Source organism: Variovorax sp. 679, from assembly GCF_003952185.1.
Classification (GTDB): domain Bacteria; phylum Pseudomonadota; class Gammaproteobacteria; order Burkholderiales; family Burkholderiaceae_C; genus Variovorax.
In genome coordinates this window covers 210,931-227,549 of the sequence record NZ_RXFS01000001.1, presented here as the reverse complement: position 1 = coordinate 227,549, position 16,619 = coordinate 210,931, and the positions used below count along the sequence as shown (strand labels likewise).

At 67.5% G+C, this 16,619-nt stretch carries 14 protein-coding genes; 4 read left to right on the top strand and 10 right to left on the bottom strand.

Annotated features, from left to right (window positions below):
• Positions 1-23 precede the first annotated feature (23 nt).
• From EJO71_RS01080 to EJO71_RS01040, 9 genes are all read right to left on the bottom strand, one after another.
• Complete coding sequence (locus EJO71_RS01080; protein ID WP_125947209.1) at positions 24-971, bottom strand: CobW family GTP-binding protein; 948 nt, start codon at positions 969-971, stop codon at positions 24-26.
• Positions 971-2,656, bottom strand: coding sequence for an amidohydrolase (locus EJO71_RS01075; RefSeq protein ID WP_125947210.1), 1,686 nt, complete (start codon positions 2,654-2,656; stop codon positions 971-973). Before EJO71_RS01075 ends, EJO71_RS01080 begins: the two co-directional genes overlap by 1 nt.
• Positions 2,653-3,690: an oligopeptide/dipeptide ABC transporter ATP-binding protein gene (locus EJO71_RS01070; RefSeq protein WP_125947211.1), complete on the bottom strand. Its 1,038-nt coding sequence runs from the start codon at positions 3,688-3,690 to the stop codon at positions 2,653-2,655. The genes EJO71_RS01075 and EJO71_RS01070 overlap by 4 nt, the downstream gene beginning before the upstream one ends.
• Entirely contained in the window at positions 3,687-4,742 is a 1,056-nt protein-coding gene (locus EJO71_RS01065) for an ABC transporter ATP-binding protein (protein ID WP_125947212.1), read from the bottom strand. The genes EJO71_RS01070 and EJO71_RS01065 overlap by 4 nt, the downstream gene beginning before the upstream one ends.
• Complete coding sequence (locus EJO71_RS01060; RefSeq protein ID WP_125947213.1) at positions 4,742-5,644, bottom strand: ABC transporter permease; 903 nt, start codon at positions 5,642-5,644, stop codon at positions 4,742-4,744. The genes EJO71_RS01065 and EJO71_RS01060 overlap by 1 nt, the downstream gene beginning before the upstream one ends.
• Positions 5,641-6,618, bottom strand: a complete 978-nt coding sequence (locus EJO71_RS01055; protein ID WP_125947214.1) for an ABC transporter permease — start codon at positions 6,616-6,618, stop codon at positions 5,641-5,643. Before EJO71_RS01055 ends, EJO71_RS01060 begins: the two co-directional genes overlap by 4 nt.
• A gap of 15 nt (positions 6,619-6,633) precedes the next feature.
• Positions 6,634-8,241 (bottom strand): ABC transporter substrate-binding protein, encoded by a 1,608-nt coding sequence (locus tag EJO71_RS01050; protein WP_125947215.1) that lies wholly within the window; start codon positions 8,239-8,241, stop codon positions 6,634-6,636.
• Between the two features lie 211 nt (positions 8,242-8,452).
• Entirely contained in the window at positions 8,453-9,949 is a 1,497-nt protein-coding gene (locus EJO71_RS01045; RefSeq protein ID WP_240651261.1) for an FAD-dependent oxidoreductase, read from the bottom strand.
• 41 nt (positions 9,950-9,990) lie between these two features.
• On the bottom strand, positions 9,991-10,395 hold the full coding sequence (locus tag EJO71_RS01040) for a nuclear transport factor 2 family protein (protein WP_125947216.1): 405 nt from the start codon (positions 10,393-10,395) through the stop codon (positions 9,991-9,993).
• A 151-nt stretch (positions 10,396-10,546) separates the two neighbouring features.
• Between EJO71_RS01040 and EJO71_RS01035 the strand changes: the two genes are divergently transcribed.
• From EJO71_RS01035 to EJO71_RS01010, 4 genes are all read left to right on the top strand, one after another.
• Positions 10,547-12,085 (top strand): PLP-dependent aminotransferase family protein, encoded by a 1,539-nt coding sequence (locus EJO71_RS01035; RefSeq protein WP_125947217.1) that lies wholly within the window; start codon positions 10,547-10,549, stop codon positions 12,083-12,085.
• An 801-nt stretch (positions 12,086-12,886) separates the two neighbouring features.
• Complete coding sequence (gene tauA, locus EJO71_RS01020; protein ID WP_125947218.1) at positions 12,887-13,900, top strand: taurine ABC transporter substrate-binding protein; 1,014 nt, start codon at positions 12,887-12,889, stop codon at positions 13,898-13,900.
• A 14-nt stretch (positions 13,901-13,914) separates the two neighbouring features.
• The gene (locus tag EJO71_RS01015; protein ID WP_125947219.1) at positions 13,915-14,703 is read left to right on the top strand and encodes an ATP-binding cassette domain-containing protein; all 789 of its coding nucleotides are present in this window, start codon (positions 13,915-13,917) and stop codon (positions 14,701-14,703) included.
• A gap of 25 nt (positions 14,704-14,728) precedes the next feature.
• Positions 14,729-15,580, top strand: coding sequence for an ABC transporter permease subunit (locus EJO71_RS01010; protein ID WP_240651262.1), 852 nt, complete (start codon positions 14,729-14,731; stop codon positions 15,578-15,580).
• Here EJO71_RS01010 and EJO71_RS01005 read toward each other — a convergent pair.
• Positions 15,498-16,520, bottom strand: a complete 1,023-nt coding sequence (locus EJO71_RS01005) for a LysR family transcriptional regulator (protein WP_125947221.1) — start codon at positions 16,518-16,520, stop codon at positions 15,498-15,500. The two genes, EJO71_RS01010 and EJO71_RS01005, sit on opposite strands and share 83 nt — an antisense overlap.
• Between the last annotated feature and the right edge of the window lie 99 nt (positions 16,521-16,619).

Here is a 16,619-nt window from a genome sequence, read left to right as displayed (position 1 = left end):
CAACACGACGAGGGACGCGGCGCTCAGGCCGCGAAGAATTCCTTCAGCTTCTTTTCAGGCAACTGGCGATGCAGGCCGATGGCGACGACGCCGGCGCGGGCCTGACCCGCAGGGGGCGCGGCCTTGCGAAGGGAGCCGTGGCGGCCGGCGTACTGGACTTCGGACCACTCGTCGCCATCCGCGCTGCGGCCGGTGCGCAGCAAGCCCTTGAGCCGAAGAACGCCCGGCGGCATCTCGCGCAGCCAGGCGCGCAGCGCAGCCGCCGGAATCACCGCCTCGGGTTCTGCGCTCCAGGTCTGGAAGATCGCGCCGTGGTCGGGCGAGCCATGGTCGTGATCGCAACCCGGGTCGCATGCATGCGGTGCGACAGCGGAATGCGGCAGCCCCGACAGCAGCGCCAGCGGCAGCGCCGACTCGACGGTCTCGATGCACGGCGTGCCTGGCGCGGTCGCCGCGACCCATGTCTTCGCGGCGGCCAGCGCATCGGCGGTTGCGATGTCGGCCTTGTTCACGACCACGAGGTCGGCCGACTTCAGCTGCCGCGCCAGCGTGTCGGCCAGCAGCGGGTCCGCCGACTGCCGCGCGGCCACGCTCGCATCCACCAGCACGACCACGCCCTCGAGGCTCAACTCCGGCGCTGCCATGCCGATCTGCGCGATGCGCCACGGGTCCGACACGCCGCTGGCCTCGATCACCACCGCATCGAAAGGCGTCTTCGCCTCGATCACGTCAACCAGCGCGCGGCCCAGGTCGTCGCCGATCTGGCAGCACACACAGCCGTTGGTCAGCGCGGTCGTGTCGCCGTGCGTGGCGGCGATGAGGTCGGCATCGATGTTGAGCGCGCCGAAGTCGTTCACCAGCACCGCCATGCGCAGGCCCTTCGCCTCGCGCAGCCAGCGGTTGAGCAGCGTGGTCTTGCCCGCGCCGAGGAAGCCGCCGATGACGGTGAACGGCAGTCGCCTTCCAGGCATCACGCGCCTTTTCCCCTCTGCGCCTCGAACACGCGGCCCGACAGCACCGTGCCCCACACGCGCGCGTCCTTCAGTGTCATCGGGTCCATCTCCAGCGGGTCGTCTTCCAGCACGCAGAAGTCGGCGCGCTTGCCGCACTCGATGCTGCCGATCTCGCCGTCGAGCTTCAGCGTCCATGCCGCGCCGAGCGTGATGGCGCGCAGCGCCTGCGGCACGGTGATGCGCTCGGCCTCTCCCAGCAGCCGGCCCTTGGGCGTGATGCGGTTCACGGCGCACCACGCGGTGAAGAGCGGCCCGAGCGGCGTCACCGGCGCGTCGGAATGAATGGCCAGTGGTACGCCGGCCGCGAGCGCGCTGCCGCAGGCGTCGAGCCGGTTGGCGCGGTCGGGGCCCATGGTCATCTCGTAGTGCTGGTCGCCCCAGTACCAGATGTGGTTGGCGAACAGGTTGGCGCACAGGCCCAGCGATGCCATGCGGCGGAACAGCGACGCGTCGATCATCTGGCCGTGCTGCAACGTGTGGCGATGGTCGGGGCGCGGCGCGCGCGCGAGCACGCGCTCGATGGCATCGATGGCCACTTCGCTGGCCTCGTCGCCGTTGGTGTGCGTGTGGATGGTGAGGCCCGCGCGGTGGTAGGTCTCGAAGTCGGCCTCGTACTGAGCGGGCGCGGTCACCCAGATGCCGTTGGGCGCGCCGTTGAAGTGGCCCGGCCAGCGCAGCCGCGCCGAGAAGCCCTGGATCGATCCGTCGAGCATCATCTTCACCAGGCCGTAGCGCAGCCGGTCGGTGTTGCGCGGCACCAGCGACTTCACGTGCTCCGCGCCCTGCGCGGCCCCGTGCGTGCCGTGAAAGGCCTGGAACGCGGGCAGGATGCGCACGCCGAAGCCGTCGTCGCCCGTTGCCTTCTCCAGCACGCCGCAGTCCTCGGGCGTGAGCTTGTTGACCAGGTCGGTGGCGGTGGTCACGCCCTGCAGGCACGCCAGCCGCGCGAAGGAGCGCACGCCGGCCTCGGTCATCGGCGCGAGCAGGCCGGCGTTGCCGATCTTGCGCAGCACCAGGAACATCGCGGCCGGCTCCTGCAGCTCGCCTGTGGGCTCGCCCTCGCTGTCGCCGCCAGCGAACTTGACCACGCCTTCCACCTCGTTGTCGCGCGTGATCTCGGCAATGCGCAGCATCGCGCTGTTGACGTTCATCAGGTGGCCGTTGGCGTGGCCGATGACGATGGGCCGCGTGCTGCTCGCGCGGTCGACATGGCGCACCGTCATGCGCTCGCCGCCGAAGTAGATCGGGTCGAAGCCCCAGGCGACGAGCGGTTCGCTGTCGGGAATGCCGTCGGCCGTCATCTTCGCGGCGACTTCGCCCAGGCGAGAGACCACCTCGTCCATCGAGCGCAGGCCGCTCCACACCTTGCCCTCGGGGTCGCGGCGGTCGAACCAGCCGAGGTACGTCCAGTCCCACATGCTGCCTTCCTTCAGGTGGCAGTGGCCTTCGACGAGGCCGGGCATCAGCACCTTGCCGGCGAAGCGCTCGTCGAGCGTGAAGGGGCCCCAGCCCTGCATGTCCGCCAGCGTGCCGACGGCCAGCACGCGGCCGTCGCGCACCGCCACGTGGGTGGCGTGCGGCTGCATGGGGTTCATGGTGATGATCTTGCGGGCGGAGTAGATGGTGGTGGTTGCTTGGCTCATGGCGATTCGGGAATCGAAAGAGGAGGGCGTGGCATCCCGTCGACGATGTCGACGCGCCTGCAGCGTACCCAATGATCGGGCGCGACCTCGCGCAGCGGGGGCAGTTCCGCCGCGCAGGCCGCTTCCGCCACCGGGCAGCGGCCTGCGAAGCGGCAGCCCTTGGGCGGGTCGATGGGGCTGGGCGGGTCTCCGCTCAGCTTGATGCGGTTGGCCGCGCGCCGCCGTCCGCCACTCACCGTGGGCACCGCCGACATCAGCGCCACGCTGTACGGATGCAGCGGCCGCGCGAAGAAGCTGCGGCGCGGCGCGCGCTCGACGATCTGGCCGAGGTACATCACGGCGATGTCGTCGCAGATGTGTTCCACCACCGCCATGTCGTGCGAGATGAAGAGGTAGGTCAGGCCCAGCTCGCGCTGCAGCCGCGCCAGCAGGTTCAATATCTGCGCGCGGATGGCGATGTCGAGCGCCGACACCGGCTCGTCGCACACCACCAGCTCCGGGTTGGTGGCCAGCGCCCGCGCGATGTTGATGCGCTGCCGCTGCCCGCCCGAGAACTGGTGCGGAAACAGGTGCTGCTGCTCCGGCCGCAGGCCCACCGCCTCGAACAGCTCGGCCACGCGGCGCGTGCGCTCCTCGGGCGTGCCCACCCGCATCAGGTCGAGCGGCGCGCGCACGGCGGAGCCCGCGCGCTCGCGCGGATTCAGCGAGGAGAACGGGTCCTGGAAGATGATCTGCATCCGTGTGCGCGCCTGCCGCAGCGCCTCGCCCTGCAGCGCGCCCAGGTCGGTGTCGCCCAGCCGCATGCGCCCCGAGGTGACCGGTGCGAGCCGCATCACCGCCAGCGCGGTCGTGGTCTTGCCCGAGCCCGATTCGCCCACCACCGCGAGCGTGCTGCCGCGTCGCACCGCGAAGGAAACGCCGTCCACCGCCTTCACCACCTCGGGCGTGCGGCCCCAGCCGGCCTTGCCGCGCGGAAAGTGCACCTTCAGGTCGTCGACCGAAAGCAGGGTGTCGGTCTTGCCGATGAACGTCATGCGGCCTCTCTTTCGGGTTGTGCTGCCGCGGCCTCGGCATGCAGCCAGCAGGCCGCGCCGTGCGGTACGCCGGCGGCCACTTCGCCATGCACTGCGAACATTGGCGGCACCTCGGCCGCGCAGCGCGGCATCGCGCGCGGGCAGCGCTCGCGGAAAGCACAGCCGGTGCCCAGCTCCCAGATCGATGGCACCACGCCGGCGATCTCGGCCAGGTCTTCGCGCCCGCCGTCGCCGTATGCCGCGCTGCTGCCGAGCTCGGGCAGGCAGTCGATCAGCCCGCGCGTGTAGGGGTGGCCGGGCTCCGACAGCACCTGCTCGGTGGTGCCCTGTTCGATGACGCGGCCCGCGTACATCACCATCACGCGGTCGGCCATCTCGGCCACCGCGCCCATGTCGTGCGTGATGAGCATGATGGCCGTGCCCTTCTCGCGCTGCAGCTCGCGCAGCAGGTCGAAGATCTGCGCCTGCACCGTCACGTCGAGCGCGGTGGTGGGCTCGTCGGCAATCAATATGTCGGGCCGGCAGGCCAGCGCCATCGCGATCATCACGCGCTGGCGCATACCGCCGGAGAGCTGGTGCGGATACTCGTCCACGCGCCGCTCCGGCGCCGGAATGCCCACCTGCCGAAGCATCTCGATGGCGCGCTGCCGCGCCGCGTGCGTGTTCATGCCGGCATGCAGCTGCAGCGATTCGCCGATCTGGTCGCCCACGGTGAACACCGGGTTCAGCGATGTCATCGGCTCCTGGAAGATCATCGAGATGCGGTTGCCGCGCACCTCGCGCATACGGGCGTCGCTGGCCTGCACCAGGTCTTCGCCCTGGAACAGCACACGCCCGCCGCGAATGCGCCCCGGCGGCGAGGGAATGAGCCGCAGCAGCGCCAGCGCCGTCATGCTCTTGCCGCAGCCCGATTCGCCGACCACGCACAGCGTCTCGCCGGCGCGGATCTCGAAGTCGACCCCGTTGAGCACCAGCGCCTTGCCGCGCCGCGTGCTGAACTCGACGTGCAGGTCCTGCACGCGCAGCAGTGTGTCGTCATCCTGGTGGGGCATCAGCGTTCCCTCAGCTTGGGGTTGAGGGCGTCGTTCAGGCCGTCGCCGATCAGGCTCACGGCAAGCACGGTGATGAAGATCGCCGCACCGGGGAAAGCCACGGCCCACCAGCACGACAGCACGTACTGCCGGCTGGAGCCGATCATCAGCCCCCAGCTCATCTGGTTCGGATCGCCCAGGCCGAGGAAGGAGAGCCCCGCCTCGAACAAAATCGCCGCGCCGATGGCCAGCGTGGCCGACACCACCAGCGGCGGCAGCGCGTTCGGCAGGATCACCTTCCAGATGATGCGGGCGTCGCGCGCGCCAATGGCCCGCTCGGCACGCACGAACTCCAGTCCGCGGTACTTCATGAACTCGGCGCGCGTGAGCCGTGCGGTGCCGGTCCAGCTCACGATGCCGATGGCCAGCGTCACCGTCACCAGCGTGGGCGAGAACAGCGTCACCACCACCATCGCGAACAGCAGTGCCGGCAGCACCTGGAAGAACTCCGTCAGCTTCATCAGCGCGGCATCGACCTTGCCGCCGTAGTAGCCCGCGAAGGCACCGAGCGTGATGCCGATCAGCACCGACAGCAGCGCGGCCACCGCGCCCACCAGCAGCGTGGCACGCCCGCCGTAGATCAGTGCGGTGAGCACGTCGCGGCCGAGGTAGTCGGTGCCGAGCCACGCGTCTTCGCTGAAGGGCGGCGTGAGCGGCGCGGCCTTGATCTCGAACGGGTCGGCCGGGTAGAGCCACGGCCCGAGGATGGCCACCAGCAGCACGACGATCAGCATCGCCATTCCGACGATGGCCGCCGGGTTGCGCAGGAACATGCGCATCGCCTCCACGCCCGGGTGCTCGACGCGCACGACGGGCCTGGAAGAAGCGGAGACTGCGGTGGGCATTGCGATCACCTTGCTCATGAGGCCTTGATCCGCGGATCGATGAAGCGATAGCACAGGTCGGTGAGCTGGTTCATCACCACCACCACGATGGAGGAGAAGAGCAGCACGCCGAGGATGGTCGGGTAGTCGCGCCGCAGCACCGACTCGAAGGCCAGCCGGCCGAGGCCGGGCCAGTTGAACACCGTCTCCACCAGGATCGCGCCCGCCAGCACGTTGCCGAACTGCAGCCCCAGCACCGTCACCACCGGCAGCAGCGCGTTGCGCAGCGCATGCTTGTAGAGCACTACCCGGTCGGCCAGGCCCTTGGCGCGCGCGGTGCGGATGAAGTCGGAGCCGAGCACGTCGAGCATCGACGAGCGCGCGAGCCGGCTGTACTGCGCGAGGTACACCAGGCTCAGCGTGAGCGTGGGCAGCACCAGGTGATGCGCCACGTCGAGCATGTCCGCGAAGCCGCCGCCCCCCGTCGAATCGATCGATCGCATGCCCGCCACCGGCAACACGGGGAACACCGAAGCCAGCAGGATCACCAGCATGATCCCCAGCCAGAACACCGGCGCCGCGAAGCCCACCAGCGAGAGCACGGTGATGAACTGCGAGAGCAGCCCATTCGGCCTGCGCGAAGACAGCACGCCCAGCGCGGTGCCCACGAAGAAAGCCAGCAGCACCGAGCTCAGCACCAGCAGCAGCGTGGCCGGAATGCGCTCGGCGATCATGCTGGTCACCGGCAGGTTGAAGAAGTACGAGTAGCCCAGGTCGCCCTGCGCCACCTTGCCGAGGTACACGCCCAGTTGCACCGGCAGCGAGCGGTCGAGCCCGTACTGCGTGCGCAGCTGCGCCATCAGCTCGGGCGACATGCCGCCGCTGGCGCCCGCGATGGTTTCTACCGGGTCGCCCGGCGCCGCGTGCACCAGCACGAAATTGAGCACCACCACGGCCAGCACCAGGCCCAGGGCCTGGAGCAGCCGCGAGGCGGCGTAGCGAAGCGTGCCCATGGTGTTGCCGCCCGCTTACTTCAGGTACACCTCGTCGAGCGGCGAGAGCGGCCCCCAGATCGTGACCGGCACATTCGCCACCTTCTTGCTGGTGATGGTGTGGTACGGCACCTGGTTGATGAACTCGATGGGCAGCTCGTCGGTCACGATCTTCTGGAAGGTCGCGTAGTAGGCCTTGCGCTGCGTCGGGTCGATCAGGCCGCCGGCGGTGTTGAGCAGCTCGTCCACCTTCGGGTTGGCGTACGACTGGGTGTTGGTCCAGACGATGGGCTTGATGTTGGTCGACAGGTAGGTGCGGTGCACGCCGATGATCGGGTCGCCCCAGTTGAATACCGTGTCCATCGACAGGTCGAAGTCGTGCGAGGCCAGCCGCTTGGCCCAGGCCGGGAAGTCGGCCGAGGCGCGAACCTCCACCGTGATGCCCACCTTCTTGAGCTGGCCGCGGATGTACTCGGCCACGTTCTTCTGCTGGTCGTCCGCGCCCGGCAGGTAGTCGATGGTGAGCTTGAAGCGATCGCCGTTGGCGCCGGCCTTGTAGCCCGCGGCGTCGAGCATCTCGCCGGCCTTCTTCAGGTCGAGCGGGTAGCGCACGAGGTCGGGCACGGCGAAGGGGCTGCTGGCCACCAGCGGCCCGTCGGAAACGGTCGCGAAGCCGCCCATCAGCGCCTTGGCGATGAAGTTCTTGTCGATGGCTGTGGCGATGGCCTTGCGCACCTGCACGTCCGACAGCGGCTTCTTCGCCGTATTGAAGGCCAGCCAATTCAGTGCGCCGATGCCGTCGTAGCCCTTCGGCGTGAGCGACACCCTCGGGTCGTTCGCGAAGCGTTTCAGGTCGGTGGGCAGCGTGGCGAAGGGCACCATCTGGATGTCGCCGCGCTCCAGGCCGAGCACCAGGCTCGCCATGTCGGGCGTGACGTTGACGATCACCTTGTCGAGGTAGGGCTTGTTGGGCAGGAAGAACTTGTCGAAGCGTTCCAGCACGATGCGCTGCGCGGGCTTGAATTCGGTCACACGGAACGGGCCCGAGCCGACCACGTCGGTGGTGTTGCGCGGGTGGTTCTTCAAATCCTGCCCGTCGCCGTAGATGTGCTTGGGAAGAATGGGGCACAGCGCGGGCGACATCGCGAGCACGATGGCCGGGTGCGGCACGCTCATGCGGATGACGGCGGTGTACGGGTCGGGCGTATCGACTTTCTCGACCGGCCCCATCATCGTGGTGAACGGGTGGTTGGCCTTGATGGCCATGATCGAGAAGGCCACATCGGCCGAAGTGACCGGCTTGCCGTCGTGGAACACGGCGTCCTTGCGCAGCTTGAGCGTGAGCGACTTGCCGTCCTCGGCCAGCTTCCACGATTCGGCCAGGTAGGGCTGCGGATTCCACTTGTCGTCGAAGCGCAGCGGGCTCGCGAAGATCTGCGTGGAAGGCATGGCCGTGGCAATGCCCGACTGCACCGCGCCGTTGAGGTGCCGAGGCGTCTGCGTGCTGCCGATCACCAGCGTGCCGCCGCGCTTGGGCTCCTCGGCCGCGGAGGCGGGCAGCGGAAGCAGGGTGCTCGCGGCCAGCAGCGTGGCGGAGAGCAGGGTGGTGCGGCGCGTGAAAAGAGGAGGGAGCGGGAGCTGCATGACAAGACCTCGGGGAGTTCGACACAGGCAATCGGATTCGGCCCTCACCAAGGCAAGGACCTTGTGTCGAAGATAGGCGCTGGGTGCATGCCGGCGAAGAGCCAACCCGGCACGACTCGCAGGGCCAGAAGGGGCGGGTTTGCCCCGTTGTGCGGCGGGCGGTGCGCCACTTCGGTGAATGCGCACAGGCGGTGCGCTCCGGTCCTCGCTCCTATTTCTCGTCCCGCAGCCAGTACCACTTGTAGAGCATGCGCTGCCCGATGCGCCGGAAGGGTGCGAACGCACGCGACTCGACAACCCCCAGCACGTTGGGATAGGGCAGCTGCGAGCCATAGATCGGCAGCTCGAACACGTCCTTGCCCGAGTCCTTGCCCGCAATGCGCTCGGCCAGCCGCTTGCCGGCCCAGGTCGAGAACGACACGCCGTTGCCGCCGTAGCCCACCGCGTACCAGATCTTCTTGCTCGTATCGGGCTGCGTGATGCGCGGCATCATGTCGTGGCTCATGTCGACCCAGCCCCACCACGAGTAGTCGATGCGGATGCCCGCCAGCGGCGGGAACTTGCGCGCGATGGCGTCGGTGAGCAGCTTCAGGTGCATCGGGCCTTCGGCGTCCGCGCCGGTCACGGCGCTGCGGCTGCCGATCTGCAGCCGGTTGCCGTCGAGCAGCCGGTAGTAGAAGCGCAGCGTGCGCGTGTCGGTCAGGAAGGTCTTCGAGCGGAAGTTGGTGGCCTGCAGCTCGGCGTCGGTGAGCGGGCGCGTGACCACCGAGTTCGACAGGATCGGCATGATCCGGTCCTTCAGCATCGGGTTGAGCGCCTGCCCCGTGTAGCCGCCGGTGCACACCGCCACGCGGCGCGCGCGCACCACGCCGGCGGGCGTCTGCAGGTGATGCACGCCGTCGATGGTCTGCCAGCCCTGCACCGGGCTCGATGTGTGCACCTTCACGCCCAGCGCGCGGGCGCGCCGCATCAGGCCGAAGGTGAACTTCAGCGGATGGATGCCGATGCCCTCGGCCTCGTACATCGCGCCGACCGTCTCGCGCTCGTCGCAGTAGTCGCGGCGCACCTCCTCGGCGCTCATCATGCGGGTGGCATAGCCGAACTTCTCGCGCATCAGCCGCGCCTCGGCATCGAGGATGGGCAGCTTCTCCGCGCGGTGCGCCAGATAGAGGTGGCCGCCATCGTGCGCATCGCAGTCGATCTGCGTGGTGAGGTGGCGGAAGTTCTCGAAGCCGCTGCGGATCTCGCCGTCCAGCCTCTTCGCCGTGTCGAGCCCCCAGCGTTCGATCCACTGCGAGCGCTTGAGCCGGCCGCTCGCGTTCTGGCCCTGGCCGCCACTGCGGCTGGAGCAGCCCCAGGCCGCCTGGTTGGCCTCGAGCACCGTGGCCTGTATGCCGTGCTCCTGCGCGAGGTACAACGCGGTCGACATGCCGGTGGCGCCCGAGCCGATGATGGCCACGTCGACATCGATGTCGCGCAGCAGCGGGCCGTCGTCCTCCGGCGGCGTGCCGGCGCTGGCGACCCACCAGGTGGGCGCATAGGCGCGGCCGGCGCCGGGGTCGGGGGCGCGCAGCGGGTCGTACTGCGGGTCGTAGGGGCGGAAGGGGGCCTGCGGCGGCGATTGCTGCTGTTCGATCACGTTGTCGTCGATGGCCGCGCTCGCGGTGCCGTTGGCGGCGACGAGGCGCACGGTACCTGTCATGGTCATGAAGGGCTCCAGGAGAGGAAGAACGAGGGCCTGACGAAGGCCTATTTCGCTGCGGGCAGGTTCGGGCGCGCCTTGCGGAACACGTTCTTCAGGTGGATCTTTCCGTCCTTGAAGGTGAAGACGTCGATGCCGTCGGTCTCGATGCGGCTGCCGTCGGCGGCGGTGCCGGTGAAGGTCCACTGCGAGGTGCCGAAGTCGCCATGCACGAAGTGCACGCCGTTGGTCCATTGCGCGTCGGGCACCGTGGCCCATGCGGCGGCGAAGGCCTTGCGCACCGCTTCGGTGCCGACGTGGCGCGTGCCGCAGGCGTCGGGGCCGGCGGCGGTCTGGAAGATGCAGTCGGGCGTCATGAAGCTCATCAACGCGTCGATGTCGTGGCGGTTCCAGGCGTCGCTGAAGGCGGCGAGGGTGTCGGTGGTCACTGTGGCGGTAGAGGAAGAAGACATGGCGTTTGCTGCACGAAGGCTCGGAAATTCGATGAGGCAAGCGTAGGCAGCGGCCTGCCCGCGCGATAGGGCCAGTTGGTGGGATTCGACCGAGCCAGAGCGCCACGGATACGCCACGGATTGCACGCGCTGCCCTAAACTGCGGCGCACCATGCCCCCGAATCCGCGAGCCATCCAGTGGGCGCAGCTCTTCGCGCTGCCCGATCAACCGGCGCTGCCGCTTCAGGCCCGACTGCGGGCCGCCGTGGTGCAGGCCATCCTCGAAGAGCACCTGTCGCCGGGCGCGTCGTTGCCTTCGTCGCGCGAACTGGCCGCTTTGCTCGGCCTGAGCCGCAACACCGTCACCTCGGCCTACCTGCAGCTCATCGACGAAGGCTTTCTGGAAGCGCGTCCGCGCAGCGGCGTCTTCGTGGCGCACGGTGCTCGCCCCCTCTCGGCTGTGCATGCCGAGCCTCTGGTGGGGCGCAGCGGGCAGGCCACTCAGCCACCGGACTGGTCGGGGCGCGTGCTGCGCTCGCTGGTCGACAAGCCCACGCTGTCGAAGCCCGACCAGTGGCGCGACTACCCGTACCCTTTTGTCTACGGCAACTACGACCCGCAGCTGTTTCCCACGGAAGACTTCCGCGAATGCTGCGCGCGCAGCCTGGCGCGCTCGCAGCTGCCGCATTGGACACCCGACTTCGAGACGGACGACGTTCCCGACCTGATCGAGCAGATCCGCACGCGGTTGCTACCCAAGCGCGGCGTGTTCGCGCTGAAGGAAGAGATCCTCGTGACCATGGGCGCGCAGCATGCCTATTACCTGCTGGCCGAGGCGCTGTTCGACGAGCAGACGCGCGTGGGGCTGGAGGAGCCGGGGCATCCGCATGCGCGCAACAGCTTTTCATTGCGGCAGCCGAAGTGGGTGGAGGTCGATGTCGACGAAGACGGGCTGGTGGTCGATGCGCTGCCTGCTGCGGACTACCTGTTCGTTACTCCCTCGCACCAGAGCCCCACGACTGCGACGCTGAGCCTGGAGCGGCGGCAGTGGCTGCTGCGCAAGGCAGAGCTGCAGGACTTCGTGATCATCGAGGACGACTACGAGGCGGAGAACCTTTACGAAGGCACGCCGATGCCTGCGCTCAAGAGTCTGGACAAGACGGGGCGGGTGATCTACGTGGGCTCTGTTTCCAAGAGCCTTTCGCCTGCGCTGCGGCTGGGGTTCATCGTGGCGCCGCGGGCGTTGATCAAGGAGCTGAGGGTGATTCGGCATGCGATGGTGCGGCATCCGAGTGCTTTTTTGCAGCACGCCTATGCGCTGTTTCTCTCGTTGGGGCATCACGAGTCGCATGCCCGGCGGGTGAATCATGCGATGCAGGAGAGGTTGGCTATTGCTGCGCAGGCGCTGCGGGATCATTTGCCGGACTTCGAGTTTCGATTGCCTTCTGGGGGGGCTTCTATTTGGGTGCAGGCGCCTACCTGGGTGGATGCGACGGAGCTGGCTTTGATGGCTCGCAGCCATGGGGTTTTGATTGAGGCGGGGGATGTGTTTTTTGCTCGGCCTCCTTATCCATGTCCGTTTTTTCGGTTGAGGTTGTCTTCTATTGCTGCTACTCAGATTCCTGCTGGGATTCGGGCTTTGGGGATGGCGGTGGAGGAGTTGGCTTTGGCTCGGGGGGAGTCGCGGGTGCCTGGGCGGCGGATGCACTGAGTTTTCTTGTTTCCCGAGGCCGGGACTCGCCCCGGCGGGCGACCTACTTTCTTTTGCTTCGCCAAAAGAAAGTAGGCAAAGAAAAGGCGACCCCACTGTCTGCGACCCTTCGCTTCGCTACGGGCAACCTGCGGTGCTCGCGTTTCGCGGGGTCTCGCAGAACTCGCTTCGCTCAAACAGCTGCGAGCCCTGATCCGCGAAACGCTGCGCTCCTCGGCGCAGCCAGAGGGGGGTGGAGATGCACGGGCCTTTGCTTCGCTCGGCCACCAAGGCACGGCAAGCGCTTCGCGCTTGCCGTGCTTGGAATGGAGCGTAGGGTCTGCTGGAGTGGCGAGGCCTCAATGCGTGGCCGAGCGAAGCGAAGGCCAGTGCAGGCTGTTCGGAGGCCGAGCGCAGCGATGGCCTGTTCGGTTTCCAACTCCCTTCTGGCTGTGCCGAGGAGCGCAGACGTAGGAGGGATAAGGGCCGCAGCTGTTTGAGCGAAGCGAGTTCTGCGGACCCCCTCCGTAGTCGAGCACCGCAGGTTGCCCGCAGCGAAGCGGAGGGACACAGACAGTAGGGTCGCCTTTCTTTTGCCTACGTTTCTTTGGCGAAGCAAAGAAAAGTAGGTCGGCCGCCGGGCCGAGACCCGGCCCCGGAAAGCAAACCCCTAAAAAAGAGTGCACCTCCCCCGTGCAGAACGCACCACAACAAGGGTATTCACTCACCGACTGGCTCCATGCCGACACAGTCGCTGGTACTTCCTGGCTGCTCCCGATGGGTGCAAAGTCGCGGCGAGATTCACCCACCCGGAGAAACCAGATGACCATGTCCCGCCGTCTCCCCCTCCAGTTCGCCATCCTGGCCACCACGCTCGCAGCCCTGTGCGGCACGGCTTCCGCCCAGCAAGCCAAGGAACTAACCTTCGCCCATCAGGACATGCTTGTCCCCCTGCGCCTCGTCATGGAATCCGGCGAGGTAGAAAAAGCCACCGGCTACAAGATCAACTGGCGCATGTTCGCAGGCGGCGGCGACGTGATCCGCGCGATGGCTTCAGGCGACGTGCAGATGGGTGAAACCGGCTCCAGCCCGTTGACGGCCGCCGCCAGCCAGGGGCAGGACATCAAGCTTTTCTGGATCTCCGCCGACATCGCGAACGCCGAAGCGCTCATCGCGCGCAACGCCTCGGGCATCAACAGCATGAAGGACCTGGCCGGCAAGAAGGTGGCCACGCCTTTCGTGTCGACCGCGCACTACCAGCTCATGGCCGGCATGAAGATGGACGGTGTCGACGCCAAGAGCGTGAACGTGATGAACATGCGCCCGCCGGAGATCGCGGCCGCGTGGGAGCGCGGCGACATCGACGCCACTTTCATCTGGGACCCGGTGCTTTCCAAGATCAAGGCCACGGGCAAGACCATCGCCACATCGGGCAGCATCGGCAAGCGCGGCGCACCCACCTTCGAGGGCATCGTGGTCAACGCGAAATGGGCGGCCGCCAACGAGCCGTTCATGATCGCCTTCGTGAAGGCGCTGAACCGCGCGAACGAGGAATACAAGGCAACGGGAAAGAGCTGGACGCCCGATTCGCCGCAGACGAAAGCCATGGCGAAGTGGACGAAGGCCGACCCGAAGGACGTGGGCGCGGCGATGGCGCTCTACACCTTCCCGACGATGGCCGAGCAGGTCTCGCCCGCATGGCTGGGCGGCGGTGCGGCCAAGGCGATGGCGAACACGGCCGCCTTCCTCAAGGAGCAAGGTCGCGTGCAGGAAGTGAAGCCCGACTACAGCGCCTTCGTGACCACCACCTACGTCGACAAGGCGATGGGCAAGTAAGCGGGTAGCGACGCATGCCCACGCTCGACATTCGCGACCTGACGGTCAACTACGCGGTCAAGGGCGGCACGCTCCAAGCGCTGGCGCCCGTGAACCTGACGATGCACGACGGCGACTTCGTCGTCGCGCTCGGCGCCTCGGGCTGCGGCAAGACCACGCTGCTCAACAGCATCGCGGGCTTCCTGCCGCCATCGACCGGCGAGATCCTGCTCGACGGCAAGCCGGTAGCCGGCCCCGGCGCCGACCGTGGCGTGGTGTTCCAGAAGCACGCGCTGATGCCATGGCTCAACGTGCGCGACAACGTGGCGCTGGGCCTACGGCTCGGCGGCGTGGGCAAGGCCGAGCGCGACCGCATCGCGGAAGAAAAGCTCGGCCTCGTCGGTCTGCAGAAGTACGCCGACCGCGCCGTGTACGAGCTCTCGGGCGGCATGCAGCAGCGCGTGGGCATTGCGCGTGCTCTCGCCAGCGATCCGGCCGTGCTGCTGATGGATGAGCCCATGGGCGCGCTCGATGCGTTCACGCGCGAGCAGGTGCAGGAGATTCTTCTCCAGGCCTGGTCCAAGTCGAACAAGATGGTTTTCTTCATCACCCACTCGGTGGAAGAGGCGCTGTTCCTCGCCACTCGGCTGATCGTGATGAGCCCGAGCCCGGGGCGTATCTCGCACGTCTACGACGACGTACCCTTCTCGCGCCAGTACCTCTCGCACGGCGATTCGCGCAAGGTGAAGTCGGAGCCCGATTTCATCCGCATGCGTGAAGAAGTGCTCTCGATCATTCATCATCGCGAGGTTGCCCATGCCTGAGGTGTCGATCGCTTCCCCCGTCGCCATGACGCCACCGCCTTCCAAGCCTGCCGCATCGCCAGTACCAGCAGCAGGCACCAAGCTCAAGACCAGCGCCTTCAAGGTGCCGGGCGAAGGCTCGAGCCTGACGATCAGCATCGTCACGGTGATCGCGCTGGTGGCGCTGTGGTTCATCGTCACCAACATGGGCTGGGTCAAGCCGCTCTTCCTGCCGACGCCGCAGGCGGTGTTCCAGCAGTTCTACGAATACCTCACCGGGCAGGCCAACGACAAGCCGCTGTGGCAGCACTTCCTGGCGAGCATGTTCCGCGTGTTCTCGGCCTTCCTGCTGGCCTGCGTCACGGCCATTCCGGTGGGCATCGCGATGGGCATGAGCCGCTTCTGGCGCGGCATCTTCGATCCGCCGCTGGAGTTCTACCGGCCGCTGCCGCCGCTGGCGTACCTGCCGCTCATCATCATCTGGTTCGGCATCGACGAGTTGCCGAAGGTGCTGCTGATCTTCCTGAGCTGCTTCGCGCCGCTGGCGCTGGCCGCGCGCTCGGGCATGCGCAGCGCGTCGCAGGAGCAGATCAACGCTGCGTACTCGATGGGCGCGAGCTACATGCAGGTGATCCGCCACGTGATATTGCCGTCGGCGCTGCCCGACATCCTGGTGGGCATGCGCATCGCCATCGGCTTCGGCTGGACCACGCTGGTGGCCGCCGAGATGGTGGCGGCCAACATGGGGCTGGGTCAGATGGTGCTGAACGCGTCGAACTTCCTGCGCACCGACATCGTCATCATGGGCATCATCGTCATTGGGGTGGTGGCTTATCTTTTCGACCTGCTGATGCGGTGGCTCGAGCGCCGGCTTGTGCCCTGGAAAGGGCGCATGTAGCAGCCGCCTGGTGCGACACCACCACCGGCAACGCGGGCGGCAGCGCCGGGCCTTCGGTGAGTGCCTCCATCGACTGCTCGAGAAAGTCGAGCATCGCGCGCATCGCGGCGCTGTTGTGGCGGCGCTGCGAGTAGGCCGCATACAGCCAGTGGTCGCGCGGCATATGTTCGCGCAGCACCGGCACCAGCGCACCGCGCTCCAGGTGCGACTGCGCCAGCGGCTCCGGCACATAGGCCACGCCCACGCCGCGCAGCGCCAGCTCGATCAGCGCCACGGCATCGTTGGCTTCCAGGCGGCTGTGCACCGGAACTTCATAAGGCTCGCCGTTGGTCTCGAAGGGTAGATGCGTGGTCGGCTTCGCCGAGTAGCTCAGCACGTCGTGCCGGCTCAGGTCTTCGGGCGTCTGCGGCATGCCGCGCTGCGCCCAGTAGCTCGGCGTGGCGCACACCACCATGTCGAACTGCACGAGGCGGCGCACGATCAGGTTCATGTCGTCGATGCGCCCGCCCGTCAGATGGATGTCGATGCCTTCCTCGATCAGGTCGAGGTCGTCGTTGGTGAACACGAGGCTCACGTACACGTCGGGGTAGCGCTTGATGAAGCCCGCGATCACGTCAGAAAGCCAGCCGGCGATCAGCCCGTGCGGCGCGCTCATGCGCAGGCGCCCGCGCGGATGCGAGCCATGGGCCTGCAGGTCGTTCAGCGTGTTCTCGGCCATCGTCACCAGTTGCGTGCTGCGCTCCAGCAGCACCTCGCCTGCGTCCGTCAGGCTCAGGGAGCGGGTGGACCGGTTGAGCAGCCGCACGCCGCTTCGGGTTTCGAGCTCGGCCACGTAGCGGCTCACAGTGGCCTTGGACATGCCCAGCGAGATCGCCGCGCGGGAGAAGCTGCGCCGGAAGGCAACTTCGCGAAATGTTTTGATGAGGTCCAGACCGTCCATGGTGGCTGGATTGTTCCAGCTTCCGGGATGAGGCCGTCGGCTGTAGGGGCATCGCCTGTTCTGGGGCGGATGCGATGAATACCTCCGTAGCTATACTGC